General features: G+C 72.9%; 16 protein-coding genes. 6 read left to right on the forward strand and 10 right to left on the reverse strand.

The genetic code is table 11. The features are described from left to right. The first annotated feature begins 32 nt into the window (after positions 1 to 32). Both TR50_RS25390 and TR50_RS25395 read left to right on the forward strand, forming a co-directional pair. The gene (locus tag TR50_RS25390) at positions 33 to 452 is read left to right on the forward strand and encodes a RidA family protein (RefSeq protein ID WP_042426400.1); all 420 of its coding nucleotides are present in this window, start codon (positions 33 to 35) and stop codon (positions 450 to 452) included. A 22-nt stretch (positions 453 to 474) separates the two neighbouring features. Further along, positions 475 to 1,272 (forward strand): arylamine N-acetyltransferase family protein, encoded by a 798-nt coding sequence (locus TR50_RS25395; RefSeq protein WP_042426403.1) that lies wholly within the window; start codon positions 475 to 477, stop codon positions 1,270 to 1,272. 21 nt (positions 1,273 to 1,293) lie between these two features. Here TR50_RS25395 and TR50_RS25400 read toward each other — a convergent pair whose 3' ends face one another. Beyond that, on the reverse strand, positions 1,294 to 1,755 hold the full coding sequence (locus TR50_RS25400; protein WP_201776874.1) for an OsmC family protein: 462 nt from the start codon (positions 1,753 to 1,755) through the stop codon (positions 1,294 to 1,296). Beyond that, the gene (locus TR50_RS25405; protein ID WP_042426406.1) at positions 1,752 to 2,057 is read right to left on the reverse strand and encodes a GNAT family N-acetyltransferase; all 306 of its coding nucleotides are present in this window, start codon (positions 2,055 to 2,057) and stop codon (positions 1,752 to 1,754) included. Before TR50_RS25405 ends, TR50_RS25400 begins: the two co-directional genes overlap by 4 nt. A gap of 159 nt (positions 2,058 to 2,216) precedes the next feature. Between TR50_RS25405 and TR50_RS25410 the strand changes: the two genes are divergently transcribed. Then, positions 2,217 to 2,909, forward strand: a complete 693-nt coding sequence (locus tag TR50_RS25410) for a YoaK family protein (protein WP_042426409.1) — start codon at positions 2,217 to 2,219, stop codon at positions 2,907 to 2,909. Positions 2,910 to 3,070: 161 nt separating this feature from the next. On the opposite strand, the gene TR50_RS25415 is transcribed toward TR50_RS25410, so the two are convergent. Then, on the reverse strand, positions 3,071 to 4,534 hold the full coding sequence (locus tag TR50_RS25415) for a sensor histidine kinase (RefSeq protein ID WP_052441316.1): 1,464 nt from the start codon (positions 4,532 to 4,534) through the stop codon (positions 3,071 to 3,073). After that, positions 4,527 to 5,204: a response regulator transcription factor gene (locus TR50_RS25420; protein WP_042426412.1), complete on the reverse strand. Its 678-nt coding sequence runs from the start codon at positions 5,202 to 5,204 to the stop codon at positions 4,527 to 4,529. The genes TR50_RS25415 and TR50_RS25420 overlap by 8 nt, the downstream gene beginning before the upstream one ends. A 137-nt stretch (positions 5,205 to 5,341) precedes the next feature. Here TR50_RS25420 and TR50_RS25425 point away from each other — a divergent pair, with 137 nt between their 5' ends. Further along, complete coding sequence (locus TR50_RS25425) at positions 5,342 to 5,974, forward strand: PepSY domain-containing protein (protein WP_042426415.1); 633 nt, start codon at positions 5,342 to 5,344, stop codon at positions 5,972 to 5,974. A 75-nt stretch (positions 5,975 to 6,049) separates the two neighbouring features. Here TR50_RS25425 and TR50_RS25430 read toward each other — a convergent pair whose 3' ends face one another. The 3 genes from TR50_RS25430 to TR50_RS25440 all read right to left on the reverse strand — a co-directional run bounded on the left by TR50_RS25430 (position 6,050) and on the right by TR50_RS25440 (position 10,879). After that, entirely contained in the window at positions 6,050 to 9,640 is a 3,591-nt protein-coding gene (locus TR50_RS25430; RefSeq protein WP_042426418.1) for a choice-of-anchor D domain-containing protein, read from the reverse strand. 205 nt (positions 9,641 to 9,845) lie between these two features. After that, complete coding sequence (locus TR50_RS25435; protein WP_152648623.1) at positions 9,846 to 10,337, reverse strand: hypothetical protein; 492 nt, start codon at positions 10,335 to 10,337, stop codon at positions 9,846 to 9,848. After that, complete coding sequence (locus TR50_RS25440; protein ID WP_042426424.1) at positions 10,334 to 10,879, reverse strand: YceI family protein; 546 nt, start codon at positions 10,877 to 10,879, stop codon at positions 10,334 to 10,336. Before TR50_RS25440 ends, TR50_RS25435 begins: the two co-directional genes overlap by 4 nt. Before the next feature lie 230 nt (positions 10,880 to 11,109). Between TR50_RS25440 and TR50_RS25445 the strand changes: the two genes are divergently transcribed. After that, positions 11,110 to 12,345 (forward strand): sensor histidine kinase, encoded by a 1,236-nt coding sequence (locus TR50_RS25445; protein WP_042426426.1) that lies wholly within the window; start codon positions 11,110 to 11,112, stop codon positions 12,343 to 12,345. A 3-nt stretch (positions 12,346 to 12,348) separates the two neighbouring features. Further along, a complete protein-coding gene (locus TR50_RS25450) occupies positions 12,349 to 12,999 on the forward strand; it encodes a response regulator (protein WP_042426429.1) in 651 nt (216 codons plus the stop codon). A gap of 84 nt (positions 13,000 to 13,083) precedes the next feature. Here the strand turns inward: TR50_RS25450 and TR50_RS25455 are convergent, their stop codons facing one another. From TR50_RS25455 to TR50_RS25465, 3 genes are all read right to left on the reverse strand, one after another. Beyond that, positions 13,084 to 14,211, reverse strand: coding sequence for a nitric oxide synthase oxygenase (locus TR50_RS25455; protein ID WP_084700961.1), 1,128 nt, complete (start codon positions 14,209 to 14,211; stop codon positions 13,084 to 13,086). Beyond that, positions 14,208 to 15,437 carry a globin domain-containing protein gene (locus TR50_RS25460; protein WP_042426432.1) on the reverse strand — a complete coding sequence of 410 codons (1,230 nt, stop codon included), beginning with the start codon at positions 15,435 to 15,437 and terminating at the stop codon, positions 14,208 to 14,210. Before TR50_RS25460 ends, TR50_RS25455 begins: the two co-directional genes overlap by 4 nt. A gap of 235 nt (positions 15,438 to 15,672) precedes the next feature. Continuing rightward, positions 15,673 to 15,894: a hypothetical protein gene (locus TR50_RS25465; RefSeq protein ID WP_042426435.1), complete on the reverse strand. Its 222-nt coding sequence runs from the start codon at positions 15,892 to 15,894 to the stop codon at positions 15,673 to 15,675. Between the last annotated feature and the right edge of the window lie 192 nt (positions 15,895 to 16,086).

Genomic DNA, 16,086 nt, shown 5'->3' on the forward strand with positions numbered 1-16,086 from the left:
AGCAAGATCACACGGTGTGGAACAATCGCCGGATGAGCGACGAGACGCGCGACGAGAAGACCGAGATCCGCACCGACGGCGCGCCCGCTCCCGCGTGGCTCTTCTCCCAGGGGGTGCGCAAGGGACCGATCCTCCAGGTCTCCGGCCAGGGGCCGCAGGACCCGGCGACCGGCGCGTACCTGTACCCGGGAGACGTCAAGGCGCAGACCCGGCGCACGCTGGAGAACGTCAAGGCGATCGTCGAGGCGGGCGGCGCGACCGTCGAGGACGTGGTCATGTTCCGCGTCTACCTCACCACCCGCGCCCACTTCGCCGCCATGAACGAGGCGTACGCGGAGTTCATCGCCGAGAACGTCAAGGCCGACGGCGTGAAGCCGTGCCGCACCACCGTCTTCGTCGAACTGCCGCAGGAGCCGATGCTGGTGGAGATCGACGCGATGGCCGTGGTGTGACCGGTCGTGGTGTGATGACGTCATGACGCTCACCGCCGACCAGGTCACCGCCTACCTCGCCCGGATCGGCGCCGGACGCCCCGCGCGGCCGGACGCGGAGGCGCTGCGCGAACTGCACCTGCGGCATCTGCGGGCGGTGCCGTTCGAGAACCTGAGCATCCACCTCGGCGAGCCGATCGTGCTGGAGCCGGACGCGCTGTTCGACAAGGTCGTGGAGCGGGCGCGCGGCGGCTTCTGCTACGAACTGAACGGCCTGTTCGCCGAGTTGCTGGAGGCACTGGGCTACCGGGTGACGCGGCTGGCCGGGCGCTCGCACGGTGAGAACGGTTTCGGCCCGCTCTTCGACCACCTCGCGCTGCGGGTCGCCGACGCCGACGGCGTCGAGTGGCTGGCCGACGTCGCCTACGGGCGCCACACCGACCTCCCGCTCCGCTTCGACCTCGGCGTCGACCAGCTCGATCCGACCGGCGGCTACCGTCTGGACGCCGAGCCGGGACCGGACGGAGCGGACGTCGTGGTCTCCCGGGAGGGCGAGCCGCAGTACCTGCTGGAGCTGCGCCCGCGCACGCTGGCCGACTTCGAGGTCTGCTGCTGGTGGCAGCAGACCTCGCCGACGTCGCACTTCACGCGGAACGTGCTCTGCACGCGCCGCACGGAGACCGGTCGGGTCACGGTCAGCGGACGCACGCTGATCGAGTCCGAGGACTCCGGCGGGCGCACCGAGCGGGAACTGACGGTCGATGAACTGCCCAAGGCCTATGCGCGGTTGTTCGGCTTCGCGCTGGACCGGGTGCCGGACCGTCCGCGGTCCGCAGACTGACGGACGCTCAGTGCGGGCTCCTCAGCCCGCCGCACGCGGGCCGAGGACGGCGGAGTGGGCCGGCGCGGGCACGACCGGGATGCCGCCGCTGACTGCGCGAGTGACGGGCGTGCGCTCGGACATCTCCAGCAGGCGGGCGCGTTGGGCGTCGTCGAGGTCCCCGTCGAGGTCGATGCGCCGGGTGATCCGGTGCGTCCCGTCCGGGCCCTCCTCGTAGGCGGTGTGCACGCGGACCTCGTCCAGGGCCCAGCCCTTGCGCTGTGCGTACATCCGCAACGTCACGGCGGTGCAGGAGCCGAGCGCGGACAGGAGCAGGCCGACGGGCGTGGGGGCGGTGTCGGCGCCGCCGTGGGAGACCGGCTCGTCGGCGGCCAGAGCGTGGCGGCCGACGCGGATGTCGACGTGGTAGTCGGGGCCGCTCAGGGTGGCGACGGCCGCGCCCACCCGGGCGTAGCCGTCCGCTGTGGTCGGCTCGGCGCTCACAGGCCGAACCGCGCGCGCTGGGCCTGGGGGACCAGGTCGACGTACTCGGGGTGCTTGGTGATCCAGCCGCGGATGAAGGGGCAGAAGGGCAGCACCTCCAGGCCCTGCTCGCGGGCGGCGTCCAGGGCGGCGCGGGCGAGCGCGCTGCCGAGGCCCCGGCCCTCGAAGCTCGGGTCGATCTCGGTGTGGATGAACGCGATCTCGTTCCGGAAGCGGTGGTACTCGGCGAAGCCGGCCCTCTCCTCGCCGTCGTAGATCTCGAACCGCGACGCGTCCGGGTTGTCCACCACGCGCTGTGCCATCGTTCCTCCACTCGTCGTCGATCGGTGATCATCGTAGTTGATGCATCAACTTTTTGCGACCCGGGGTGCGACCCGGGGTGCGAGCCCGGGTCCGCCCGGGACGGCGTGTCGGCCGCGGGACGTCGGCGCGGGGGCGTGGCGCGCTGGGATGCTCGGTGGATGTCCACAGCCCCGAGCCGTCCGGTCCCGACCGGCGCCGAGATCGGCGACGGCCACCCGCTCACGGTATCCCTGCTGCTGCTCACCGTCGTCAGCGGCGTCGTCGACGCCGTCAGCTACCTCGGCCTCGGGCACGTCTTCACCGCCAACATGACCGGCAACGTCGTGGTCGTCGGCTTCGCCATCGCCGGAGCACCCGGCTTCTCCGCCGCCGGTTCGCTGACGTCGCTCGGCGCCTTCCTGGTCGGCTCGGCCTGGGCGGGGCGGCTGGCCATCCGGCACCGGCACAGCACGCGCCCGCACTGGTTCCGCACCGCCCTGCTGCTGGAGGCGGCGCTCCAGGTCGGCGCGACCGCCATCGGCTTCGCCGTGGGCGTCCGGAGCAACACGCAACTCGTGCTGATCTCCCTGCTCGGGCTCTCCATGGGCCTGCGCAACGGCACCGTCCGCAAGCTCGCCGTGCCCGACATCTCGACGACGGTGCTCACCATGACCCTCACCGGGATCGCCGCCGACTCCTCCCTCGCGGGCGGCAACAGCACCCGGCTGCGCCGCCGCGTCCTCGCCGTCGCCGCGATGATCGCCGGAGCCGCGCCCGGCGCGGCCCTCGTCCTGCACGGCCACGGCGCGTGGGCGCTGCTGCTCGCCGTGATCATGGTGATCGGCATCGCGCTGGTCTACCGCGAGCACTGACACGCGGACACCGCACCTGGACACCGCACCTGGGCGCCGAACCTGGGCGCCGAACCTGGGCGCCGAACCTGGGCGCCGAACCTGGGCGCCGAACCTGGGCGCCGAACCGCGGCACCGAAGCTGGGCACTGAACCGCGGCGCCGCACCGGGCCGCTGAACCGTCAGCGCCCTGGCACGGCAGGAAGGCGAGCCTCGAACGTCGCGCCCGCCGCGGCCTCCACCGCCGCGAGCGTGCCGCCGTGGTGGTGGGCGATGTCGCGGGCGATCGGCAGGCCCAGGCCCGCGCCTCCCTCGTCGCGGCTGCGGGCGTCGTCGAGGCGGGTGAACCGCTCGAAGATCCGCTCGCGGTCCTCGGCGGCGAGGGCGGCGCCGTCGTTGTGGACGCGCAGGACCACCTCCGCGCCGACCCGCACGACCGTGACGTGCACGGCGGTGCGGGCGTGCCGCTCCGCGTTGTCGAGCAGGTTCGTGACCAGCCGGGTCAGCCACAGGTGGCGGCCGGGCACGACCGCCTCGTCGTCCAGGTCGAGGGTGAACGCCAGCCGCCGTCCGTGCCCTCCGTGCCCTGCGTCCGCTCCGTCGTCTCCGTCGTCTCCGGCGCGTCCGCCGCGTCCGCGGACCGCGACGCGCACCAGTTCGGCGACGTCGATCGGGTCGGCGGGGAGCTCCGTGGGACCGGCGTCGAGACGGGCCAGGAAGAGCAGGTCGGCCGCCAGGTCCTGGAGACGCTCGGCGTCCTGGAGCGCGCCCTCGACGAGTTCGCCGCGGACCAGCGGGTCGGGATGGCCGAGGGCGACCTCCAACTGGGTGCGCAGGACCGCGATCGGGCTGCGCAGCTCGTGGGAGGCGTCGGCGATGAACTGGCGCTGCCGGCGCCCCGCCAGGTCCAGCCGGTCCAGCATCGCGTTCATGGTCCGCGCCAGCCGGGTGATCTCGTCCTCGCCGCGCGGGATCGGCACGCGCCGGTGCAGTTCCTGCTCGCCGATCGCGGCGACCTCGCTGCGGATCGCCTCCACCGGCCGCAGCGCCCGGCCGGTCACCCGCCAGGTGACCAGCGCGACGGTCAGCAGCAGCAGCGGGCAGCCGACGGCGAGGGTGAGCGCGGTCGTGGACACGGCGTCGTCGGCGGCCCCCAGCGAGACGCCGGTGCGGATGACGACCGGTCCTTCGGGGGTCTCCGTGACGACGCTGGTGACCTGCTGGTGCGCCTCGATCCCGAGCGGCTTGAGCCCGCCCACCTCCGTGACGGGCACCGGGACCAGTTCGAGCGCGGGACGTCCCGCCACGTTCTGACTGGCCGCCACCACCCTGCCCTTGCCGTCGACGACCTGGATGAAGTCCGTGCCGTCGCCGAGCGGCACGAGCTTGCCCAGCCGTCCGCCCGCGGCCATTTTGGCCACCACCCCGGCCTGCCCCCGGGCGGTCGCCTCGGCGGTCCCGTGCAGGTTGGCCCGGATCAGGCTCAGCATGGCCAGCGAGGCGACGGTGAGCGCGACCGCCACCACCGTGCACGCGGCCAGCGTCGCCCGGGCCCGCACCGAACGCGGAGTGACGCGGGCACGCACGGCGCGCAGCCGCTGACGGGCCCCGCGGCGGCGGTCACCCGTGAGGACGTCGTCAGCCACCGTCCACCGCCAGCCGGTAGCCGACGCCGCGCACGGTCTGCACCGCCGCCCGCCCGAACGGCGTGTCGATCTTCCGCCGCAGCGCGCTGACGTGGACCTCGACGACGTTCGCGTCGCCGTCGTAGTTCTCGTCCCACACCGCGTCCAGGATGTCCCGCTTGGAGACGACGTCGCCCGCCCGCAGCGCCAGGTGCTCCAGCACGGCGAACTCCCGCGCCGTGAGCCGGACCGGCTCGCCCGCGCGGGCGCAGGTGCGCGCGCCCAGGTCGACGGCCAGGTCGCCGAGGCTCACCAGACGCGGCTGGCGCCCGCCCACCCGGCGGGCCAGCGCGCGCAGCCGGGCGACCAGGACGACGTAGGAGAAGGGCTTGGACAGGAAGTCGTCCGCACCGGTGTCCAGCGCCTCGGCCTCGTCCCACTCGCCGTCCTTGGCGGTCAGCATCAGGATGCCCGCCTGGTAGCCGCCGGCCCGCAGCGTGGCACAGACCCGGTAGCCGTTCAGGCCCGGCAGCATGATGTCGAGCACGACGACGTCGTAGGGGCTGCGCGTGGCCTGCCGCAGTCCGGTGATTCCGTCGTGCGCCACGTCGACGGCGAACCCGTCCGCCTCCAGGCCGCGCTGAAGCGCGGCGGCGAGCCGCCGTTCGTCCTCCACTATCAGTACGCGCACCGGAACAGGGTGACAGCCCGCGCCGGGAGGAAGCTGAAGGGGTCTTCAAGATCTTCAGCGGGCCTTCAGCGTCGCTGCGGGATTCTCAGGCACCGAAGCCCAGGGACGAACCCGAGGACGAAGATGAAGGAGCCGAGATGAGCGATCCGTTCGCACCGGACGCGGTGCCCGCCGAGCCGGACGGACCCGAGGAGAACCACGAGGCCGCCGAGCTCGCGGAGCCGGTCGGACCCCGGCGCGGCCCGGTCCGCCGCGTCGTCACCGGTCGCCGGTCCCGCTGGGTCGTGGGCGGCGTGGCCGCGGTCGTCCTGGTCGGCGGCTCGGCCGCGGTGACCGCCGCTGTGGTGCGCCACGACGGGGGCGGGCGCGTCGCCATCGCGGTCGGGCCGGGCGGCCCTGCTCTGAAGCAGATCATCGCCCAACGCGAGGGCGGTTTCGGCGGCGGCGCGGTGGTCGTCAAGGGCGGCCAGGTCGTGAACGTGCCGGGCGCGGCGATCCCTGCCGTGCCCGGCGTCGCGGTGCCCGACGGGGCCGGAGCAGTCGGCGCGTCGACGGCCCCGGCGCCGCTGCCGTCCCTGCCCGCCGACCAGGCGGTGACCAAGGCGGAGGCCGCCGTCTCCGGCGGCAAGGTCGAGTCGCTGGGCACGCTGCCGGAGCAGGGCGGCGGCACCGCCTGGCAGGTCGTCGTCCTCGGACCCGACGGCGTGCGCCACCTGCTCACCCTCGACGGTACGAGCGGCAGCGTCACGTCCAACACCGTGACGGGCTGAGGGCCGACACCGCGGGACAACGGACGGGCCGTCCGCAGGGAGACCCTGCGGACGGCCCGCCTCACGCGTTCGGCGTCAGCTGTTGAAGATCTGGAACTCCGAGAGCTGACCCGCCGACCAGCCGGTGTTGGCGGTGATGTTGACCCGCCAGTACCGCTGGGTGCTCGCCGGGAAGGTGAGGGTGACGGTGTTGCCGTTCACGTTCGGGTCGAAGGTGTAGGCGGCCGAGCCGACGACGGTGGTGAAGTTGCTGCCGTCGGTGCTGCCCTGGAGCGAGAGCGTCTGGTTGCGCGCGCCCCACGAGGTGCTGTTCGGCAGCTCCAGCACGACCCGGCTCACGCTCTGCGAGGAGCCGAGGTCCACCTGCACCCACTGCGGGAAGCTGCCGTTGGCGCTCTCCCAGTAGCTGGACTGGTTGCCGTCGGTGACGTTGGAGGAGACGTAGTTCTGCGTGTTGCTGGACTCGCTCGTCGCCTTGTTCAGCGCCAGGTTCGTCGGCGCGCTGCTGGTGCCGGTCCCGGTGAGCGCGATCGTCAGCGGGTTGTTCGACGCGTTGCCGTTGACGGTGACGCTGCCGGTCCGGGTTCCCGTCGCGGTCGGCGTGAAGGTGACGTTGACGGTGCAGGAGGCGTTCGCCGCGAGCGAGTTGCCGCAGGTGTTGGTCTGCGCGAAGTCCCCGCTGGTGGTGACCGAGGAGATCGACGCGCTGGCGTTGCCGGTGTTGGTGACCGTCACCGCCTGCGCGGAGCTGGTCGAGCCGACGGTCTGCCCGGCGAAGCTCAGCGAGGTCGGAGCCGCCGCGAGCGTCGCGGCGGAGGAGCCGCCCGCGCTCGGGTAGACCGCGAAGTCGGAGAGCTGGCCCGCCGCCCAGCCGGTGTTGGCGGTGATGTTCACCCGCACGTAGCGGGCGGTGGCGGCGCTGAACGGGATGGTGACGGTGTTGTTGTTGGCGTTCGGGTCGAAGTTGTAGCCCGCCGAGCCGACGAGGGTGCTGAAGGTGGTCCCGTCGTTCGAGCCGAGCACCGAGAGCGTCTCGGTGCGCGCCCCCCACGCGGTGGACGGCGGAAGGCGCAGTACGACCTTGCCGATGCTGTAGCTCTGCCCGAGGTCGACCTGCGCCCACTGCGGGAAGCTGCCGTTGGCGCTCTCCCAGTAGGTCGACGGGTCGGTGTCGGTCAGGTTGGCGGGCACGTACTGGCCGTTGCTGGAGCTCGCCGAGGCGGGCTGCCCGGCGGCGATGTCGGTGCTGCTGTCGATGGCCGTGCCGGTCAGACCCACGCTGGTGGGGCTGTTGTTGGCGTTGCCGGTGACCGTCAGGGTGCCGGTGCGGGTGCCTGCCGCGGTCGGGGTGAAGCCGACGGTGACGGTGCAGGAGGCGCCGACGGCGATCGAGGAGCAGTTGTTGCTCTGGCTGAAGTCACCGGTGACCGCGACGTTCGAGACGGTCGCCGTGCTGGTGCCGGAGTTGGTCAGGGTGACCGTCTTCGTCCCGGAGCTCGCCCCGACGACGGTCTGGCCGAAGCTCAGGCTCGCCGGGTTCGCCCCGAGCACCGGACCGGGCGCGGTGCCGGTCCCGGAGAGGCTGACGGTGTTGGTGACCCCGCCCGCGTTGACGGTCAGGTTGCCGCTGCGACTCCCGGCCGCGGTCGGGGAGAAGGTGACGCCGACCGTGCAGGAGCCGCCCGCCGCGATCGAGTTGCCGCAGGTGTTGGTCTGTGCGAAGTCCCCGGTCGTGGCGATCGAGGACACCGAGGCGGCCGAGGACGTCGGGTTGGAGACCGTGACCGTCTGCGCCGCGCTGGTCGCGCCGGTCGCCACCGAGCCGAAGTTCAGCGCGCTCGGCGACGCCGTGACGCCGGTCTGCGGGTACGGCGGGTAGACCGGGGCCGGCCACCCGTTGCACTGCGTCGGGTTGATGCCGGAGTTGCCGCCGCCGTCGGTGACGGCGAAGCTGCCGCCCTCACAGCTGTAGCTGGGCGCGTTCCCGGCGCCTGCCTGGGCGACGCCGGTCGCGGTCACGTTGGTGAACGAGGCCGCGCCGCCGGTCTGCTCCTGGAGCGCGAAGGTGCCGGTCCCGGCGATGGTGACGGTGTTGAGGTTGACGCCGCTGATCGTGCCCTCGACCCACTGGATCGCCTCGTACGGGCTCTGCTCGATCAGGGTGTTGGAGACGTTGATCGGGCCGGTGATCGCGCCCTGGCTGCCGTCGAACCAGAGCGAGCCGACGCCGAACTGCCAGTTCGGGTCCAGGTCCCCGTTGCGGATCAGGGTGTTGTTGGAGATGGTCGTCGTGCCGACCGGCGTGGAGGAGAACCGCTGGCCGACGTGGATGCCGCCGCCCTGGGTGATGCCGGTGTCCTCGACGAGGTTGCCGGTGACGGTGTTGTCGTGGCCGCCGTAGATCGCGATGCCGTTGGCCAGCATCTGCAACTGGACCGTGTTGTTGGAGATCGTGTCGTTCGCGTCCGCGCCGATGCCGGAGTCGGCCCAGGTGGCGATGCCGTCGTCACCGGTGTTGCGGATGTCGCTGTTGGTCACCTTGGAGTTGGTGACGCCGCCGTGGAAGTTGATGCCGTCGGCGGTGGTGTCGCGGATCCGCATGCCGCTGAAGGTCAGCGAGTCCATCGGCCCGTCCATCCACGCGCCGACCTTGTCGTGCTCGATCCACACGTTGGTCACCGACGAGTTGGACATCGCGCCGCCGATGCCGTTGACCTGGGCGCTGTCGTTGCGGTCCTGCACGTTGCCGAAGATGGCGAAGTTCTGCAGGTGCACGCCTGTGCTCGGGTTGGGCGCGGAGTTGCCGTAGAAGCCGGGCGCGGCGCCGGTGACGGTCGAGTACCACATGCCCGCGCCGGCGATCGTCACGTTGTTGACCGCGATGTGGCCCGGGATGTCGTAGGCGCCCGGCGGGATCCACACGGTGCCGCCCGAACCGGCCGCCGAGATGGCCGCGTTGAACGCGTTCGTGGAGTCGGCCGCGCCGGTCGGGTCGGCGCCCTCGCTGGTGACCGAGACCGAGCCGGCGGGCTGGGTCAGCGCCGCGCCGACGTTCTCGAAGTCGGCGAGGTCGACGGTGTAGGAGGAGGCGTTGTCCCCGGAGTCCACCTGGAGCTTGAAGGTGGTGCCCGCCGGATAGGTGCTGCTGAGCAGCCGGTGCACCTCGTCGTAGAAGTGGTGCGGGTTGCCGCTGCTCGGGGTGTTGGTGAACGGGTAGCTGCCGTAGAACCAGCTGTAGGCGTTGGTGAGGGTGAAGTCGGACTGCTTGACGCCGTTGATGTAGAGCGAGAGCGGCGCGGTGTAGACCGACCCGTCGGAGCTGTCCGGGATCGAGTAGCGGAAGTCGATCGAGTTGGTGGCGACCGGTGTGGTGAAGCTGACGTACTGGCCGCTGCCGTTGCCCGCGAGCGTCACCGCCTTGCGGCCGGATGCCTCGTCGGCGAGCTGGCCCTGGGTGTAACTCGGGCCGATGACGGTGCCGTTGGTGGCGGAGCTCTCGGCCTGGACCTCGGCGTAGGGCAGGCTCGCGCCGCTGCCGCCGGTCGCGACGGGGGTCGCGGCGTAGGCCGCCTGGGCGGCCGGGGTGACGACCCCGGCCGTCACGAGCAGCGCGCCGCCCCCGAGGGCGACGGCTCGTTTCAGCTTGCGTAGGGACCATCCGGACAACGGTTGCTCCTTCGCGGAACGAAGAGGACGTCGGCAGACCGCCGAGCGGGTGGAACCGTAACTTCCGCGAAGCACGCATGCAATATTGAGAACAAGAATTGAGAAAATGTCACGGACTTGCGCAAGAAACCGTCAACTCACGGTCGGGGCAGCCGGTTTGACCGCAAGCGGTGACGGGTCCTTGCCAAGGGGCGGCAAGTCTCTTTCACCCGTGGCCCATCGCCCCGGCGATCGCCATGGCCCGCAGTCGTTCGGCGCGGCGGCGGGCCAGCAGGGCGAAGGCGGCGGCGAGGGCCACCAGTTCCAGATCCGGCCAGGAGCCCGTCGGGACGATCTCCACCTGGGGGCCGCCCCGCCGGGGCAGCCGCAGATCGATGCGGGCCCCACCGCGTACGACCGAGGCCGTGAAGCAGCCGCGCTCGCGGCCCATGACCCAGCCGACCGGCTCGCCGTCCGGCGCGATGCGGCTGCCGCGCGGGTCGTCGTCGGGTGCGGCCAGCCGCAGCACGCCGTCGACGGTCACGCCGCCGGGGCAGGTCCAGTGCCGGTGGTCGTCGACGTGGACCTCGACGGTGCGTCCGTCCACGGTGATCTCGGCGCTGCGCATCCTGCGGCCCGTCCGCAGCGACGCGGCCGACGGGGAGCCGTCGAGGACGAACACCGCGCCGCGCCTGCGCAGGCTCAGGGCGCCCGTCACCGCGCCGCCCACCCGGCCGTGCCGTCGCGCAGCGAGGCGTGCACGCAGGTCACCTGCACGGTCAGGTCGAGGTGCCGGCCCGCCAGGCCGCGCATCGCGGTGACGCCGAAGTCCGTGCGGTCGATCCTGGTCGTCGCCCGGACGTGGAACCCGCTGCCCTCGGCGGAGACCGTGGTGTCCGTGACCGCGAGCCGCACCGGGCGCGACACCCCGCACGCGGTGAGCGTCCCCGCCACCTCCGTCTCGCAGACCCGCTCCGAGACGAAGACGATCCGCGGGTGCCGGTCGGTGTCCAGCAGCTTCGCCGAGCGCACCGTCGCGTCGCGGGAGCCGTTGCCGGTGGCGAAGCCGGCCGCGTCCAGCTCGGCGGTCACGACCGACGCCGCCAGCGGCTCGGCGAGATCGACGGAGCCGGAGCGGATCGCGAAGCTGCCGCGCACCAGGCCGAGGCCGAACAGGTGGCGGGTGGTGAACGTGACCGAGGAGCCGCTCGGGTCGATCACATAGCGCCCCAGGCCGAGCGTCGTCGTCGTGGTCGTCATCGCAGTGCCCTTCTCAGGAGGTCGGTTCGCGAGGCCGTTCCCGCGAGCTCCGCCTCCATTCCACGGCTCCGGCGCGGCCCTGCGGCAGACCCGCCCGTCGGTCGTCCCGGCGACGAACGGCGGGCGGCGCGCGGCGGCATGCGACTTTCGTAGGGTGTCCGCCCGACCAAGGTCGCGACCCGGTGCGCGGTCGGCGTCGCGGCCCGTACCCATGGCCTACCGTGGGCGGCATGACTGACAGGCCGCCGTGGCACCGTCGGCACTGGCTCGCCGTGGACGTGGCCCTCGCCGTCGCCTTCGTCACGCTGGACACCGCCGCCACGCTCGGCGGCGTGAACTGGTGGCCCGCGCATCCGGACACGCTCGCCTGGAGCCTGCTCGTCGTGCAGGCCCTGGCGGTCGCCTCCGTGGTCTTCCGGCGCGTCGCGCCGCTCACGGTGGTCGCCGTGCTCGGGGCGTTCACCCTCACGGTCACGCTGCTGATCTCGCCGTTCCACGCCCTCACCCCCGTGCACAGCACGGCGATCTGGGCCCCCTTCGGCACCGCCCTGGCCGCCTACGGGCCGGTCTACTACCAGCGCGACCGCCGGTCCCGCAGGACCGCGCTGCTCGTGCTCGCCGCGCTCACCCTGGTCGTGATGCGACCGTGGCAGGGCTCCGTCTCCGTCATGACCGTCGGTCTGCTGCGCACCGCGGTCGGGCCGCTGCTGGCGCTGTACTTCGACGCCCGCCACCGGCTGGTCCTCGCGCTCAAGGAGCGCGCCGAGCGGGCGGAACGCGAGCAGCACCTGCTGGCCCGGCAGGCCCGCGCCGAGGAACGGGCCCGGCTGGCGGGGGAGATGCACGACATCGTCACCCACCGGGTCAGTCTCATGGTCCTGCAGGCGGGCGCGATGCAGGTCACCGCCGCCGACGAGCCGACCCGCCGCGCGGCGGAGGAGCTGCGCTCGGCGGGGTGCCAGGTCCTGGACGAACTGCGCGACCTGGTCGGCATCCTGCGGGCCGAGCCCGAGGGCGACTTCACGCCGTCCGTCGAGGGCATCGCCACGCTGGTCGCCGAGTCGGACTCGGTCGGCGTCCCGACCGAGCTCGTCGAGGAGGGAGCGCGGTCCCTCGCCTCGCCCGTCGTCGGGCGCACCGCCTACCGGGTGGTGCGCGAGGCGCTCACCAACGTCCGCAAACACGCGCCCGGCGCCCGCGTCACCGTCCGCGTCGAGTACGGGGAGACACGCGTACGCGTCGTCGTCCGCAACACCCGCCCCGAGGCGGCCACGGTCGGCGGCGCGGCCGCGACGGCGATGGCCGGCACGGGATCCGGTCTCGGCATCGCCCAGTTGCGGCAGCGCATCGAAGTCGTCCAGGGCACGCTGCGCGCGGGCCGCACCCCGGACGGCGGCTTCGAGGTCGAGGCGGTCCTGCCCGCGTACGTTCCGACTCAGCAGATGCCCCAGCAGCAGGTGAGGTGACGGGTGGTCAAGGTCGTAGTGGTCGACGACGAGCCGATGGTGTGCGGGTTCCTGCGCACCATCCTCGGCTCGGCCGAGGACGTCGAGGTCGTCGCGGAGGCGCACGACGGCGCCGCCGGGGTCGAGGCCGTGCGCCGCACCGGCCCCGACGTGGTGCTGATGGACCTGCGCATGCCCGGCATGGACGGGCTGACGGCGATCGGGCACATCAACCGCCTCGCCGACCCGCCGCGCGTCGTCGTGCTGACCACCTTCGACGCCGACCAGTACGTCCTGCGCGCGCTGCGGGCCGGGGCGACGGGCTTCCTGGTCAAGTCGACCCCGCCGCGGGACCTCATCCACCTCGTCCGGGTCGCCGCCGAGGGCCACACCGTCCTGTCCCCGACGGCGGCCCGCCGCCTCATCGCCGCCTCCGACGACGCGGACTCCGCGCGCCGCCGCGCGGGCGCGCTGCTCGCGACGCTGACCGAGCGCGAGACGGAGGTGCTGGCCTGCCTCGGCGAGGGCCTGCCGAACGCCCGGATCGCGGCGCGCCTGCACCTGTCCGAGGCGACGGTGAAGGGCTACGTCTCACGGCTGTTGGACAAGCTCGGGTGCGTCAACCGCACCCAGGCGGGCCTGCTGGCCCACGACGCGGGCCTGGTCGGGCCCTGAGGCACGCTCCTGCGACACGGCCCTGGGACACGCTCCGGGGACACACGGCGGCCCGGGCGTTCCCGGACGCCCGACCCGGCGGCCTCAGCGGACGCCGACGCCGCCCGAGAACGGGCAGGCGTCGGGACGGCCCTCGGCCCACGGGGTCGGACGGTGACGGAAGGCCGGCGTGGCCGACGGGTCGGGCGGATCGTAGTAGCGATGGAAGACCGCCGTCGCCGAACCGGACAGCGGCGGGACGATCCAGCTCCAGTCCGCCGGGACCGTGCGGCCGTGCCGCTCCTCGCGCTCGATGTGGGCCAGGAAGCGCCGGGACTCGCTGTGGTGGTCCGCGATGGTCACCCCGGCCCGCTCGAAGGAGTGCAGCACGGCGAGGTTCAGCTCCACCAGCGCGCGGTCGCGCCAGAGGGTCCGCTCGTCGCGCGTGTCGAGGCCGAAGAGGTCGGCGACGGCGGGCAGGAGGTCGTAGCGGTCGGTGTCGCCGAGGTTGCGGGAGCCGATCTCGGTGCCCATGTACCAGCCGTTGAAGGGCGCCGCGGGGTAGCTGACGCCGCCGATCTCCAGGGTCATGTCGCTGACCGCGGGGACGGCGTGCCAGCGCAGGCCGAGGGCGGCGAAGCCGGAGTGGCCCGGGTGCCCGAGCGGAACCTCCAGCACGGCGTCCTCGGGCAGCTCGTAGAACTCCGGGGCGCTGTGCGGCCGCGTCTGGACCAGCAGCGGCAGCACCTCGAACCGCTCCTCGCCGCCCTTCCAGCCCAACTCGCGCAGGATGCGGGCGTGCTGTGCGCTGCGGGGGTCGTCGGCGTAGCGGACGAGCTGCTCGTTCAGGAGGCGCGCGGCGGGGCGGTCGGGCCGGTCGGGGGCGAAGACGCTGATCACGGGACGGATCCGTCCGCTGTTGGTGGCCAGCCGCAGATGCTGGACGCACTCCTGGGCGATGTCGTCGGGATGGGTGACGTCGCGCAGGTCGCGCACGGTCAGGTTCTGCCAGTAGAGGCGTCCGATGCAACGGGCCGAGTTCCGCCAGGCGACCCGGGCGCCGTAGGCGAGTTCCTCGGGCGTGTGCGTGTACGTGCCGGTGGCGGTCACGGAGGCGGCGATCTCGTGGACCCGCTGGTCCGGGTCGACGTGGCCCGGGTTCTCCCGGGCGAACCGCCGGACGAAGGACTCGGCCGCCCACAGCACCGAGGCACGGTCGCGCGCTGTGGTCACGCGCGGACCTGCTGACGCGGGATCCGGTCGAGCAGCCGAGGCGCCGAGGCCGTCGCGGCGGCCTCTGCCGCCTCCAACACCGGGGAGTCGAACGGGTCGTGACGTAGCCGCTGCGCCGGGACGCCGAGGTCCAGCAGCACCTGGGCCACGCTGGTGACCATCCCGGCCGGGCCCGACACGAAGGCGTCGTGCCGGTAGAACGGGCCGAACTTGCCCAGCACCTCCGGCAGGGTGCCGGTCAGGCCGGGGATGTCCTCGTGGGAGACCGCCGCCCGGACGCTGAGCCAGTGGTTGCGCTGCGCCAGGCGCAGCAGGTCCTCGAAGCCGTAGAGCTCGTCGGCGGTGCGGGCGCCGACGAAGACGTCCATGAAGCGCCGGCTGCCGCCCTGGATCGCCTGCTCGACCAGCGCCTGGATCGGCGCCAGTCCGGTGCCGCCCGCCACGCAGACCAGGTCGCGCTCCATGCGCGGGTCGAGGACCATCTCGCCCTGTGCCGCGCCGAGCCGGAGCGGGTCGCCGATCCTGGCCCGGTGCACGAGCGGACGGCTGACCCGGCCGTCGCGGACGGCCTTCACGTGGAACGTCAGGGTCCCGTCCTCGCGGGGCGCGTTGGCCGGGGAGTAGTGGCGCCACAGCCGCGGCTCCCACGGGGTCTCCACGCTCGCGTACTGCCCGGCGACGAACGGGTAGGCCGTGTCGGGCAGGACGGTGACCTCCGCGATGTCGGGGCCGCGCAGCCGGTGGTCGACGATCCGGGCGTGCCAGACGGCGGGGTTGATCGCCGCGTCGTCCTCGGCCGCCTCGACCATGAGCTGGGCGACCAGTTCGTAGGCCCTGGTCCAGACGTCGGCCAGGCGCGGGGTCCACGCCTCGTCGGCGAAGCGGGCGAGCGTGTCGAGCAGCGCGGCGCCGACGGCGGGGTAGTGGTGGCGCAGAACCTCGAACTTGCGGTGGTCACGGCCGAGGCGGCGGCAGAAGGGCGCGAGGCTCGCCGGATCGTCGGCGAGGTCGATCATCCGCAGCACGCCCTGCAGCAGCCGGGAGCGCTGCACGTCGAGGTTGGCGGGGAAGAGCTGCCGGACCTCGGGGTGACGCTGGAACAGGATGGCGTAGAAGTAGACCGCCATCTCGTCCGCGAGCGGGTTGAGCAGGTCCCGGCTTGCGCGGAGCAGGGCGATCTCGTTCGGGCGCAGGGGTTGGCCCGGGGCGGGCTGTGCGTCGTTCACGAGCGGGCAGATCTTTCGCAGCAGGGGCCTTCGGCGGATATGGACGTCGGAACTCCGCTCAGCGTAGACCGGAAGGTGCGAAAATCGGTCCGAAAAACGCTCATGTGTACGGTTCTGCAAGGGACTTTCACGCCCCGGCTGAGTCGTGCCCACGGTGTGGAGGACTCGGGGTCCTCTGCCCGGTCAGAGACCCGCGTCTCAGAGACCCGCGTCAGCGCCGCGCACAGCCCGCCGCTCAGGTCAGGAAGCGTGCGGCGATGCGGCAGTTGGCGTGGAGGTTGAGTTCGGCCTCGTCCTCGTCCGCTGCCGCCACGGGCGGGGCGGGGGTCGGACGGTGGTACGGCACGTCGGCGGACGCGTCCGTCCGCGGCTTCTCGGCGGTCATCACGTGCTGGCTCACGGCCATCGCCTCCCGGCTGGTCGCGGCACCGTGGTCGGCGCCGCCGTCGGGGTCCATACGACCACCGCCATGGGGGCCGAGCGCCGCCCCTTGACGGGTTTCCTGCACCCGGGCCCGGGACCCTGACGTCCTCTTGACGGACGGCCTGCCTGCCGGGCCTGCCCACGCACCGCGACCGCCCCGTCGGCCGTCGGTCCGACACCCGGGCGTCGCCTGCTGTTCGTCCCAGGGCCGTAGCGTGCCCCGCCG

Source organism: Streptacidiphilus anmyonensis (assembly GCF_000787855.1).
In the GTDB taxonomy this organism is placed as follows: Bacteria; Actinomycetota; Actinomycetes; order Streptomycetales; family Streptomycetaceae; genus Streptacidiphilus; species Streptacidiphilus anmyonensis.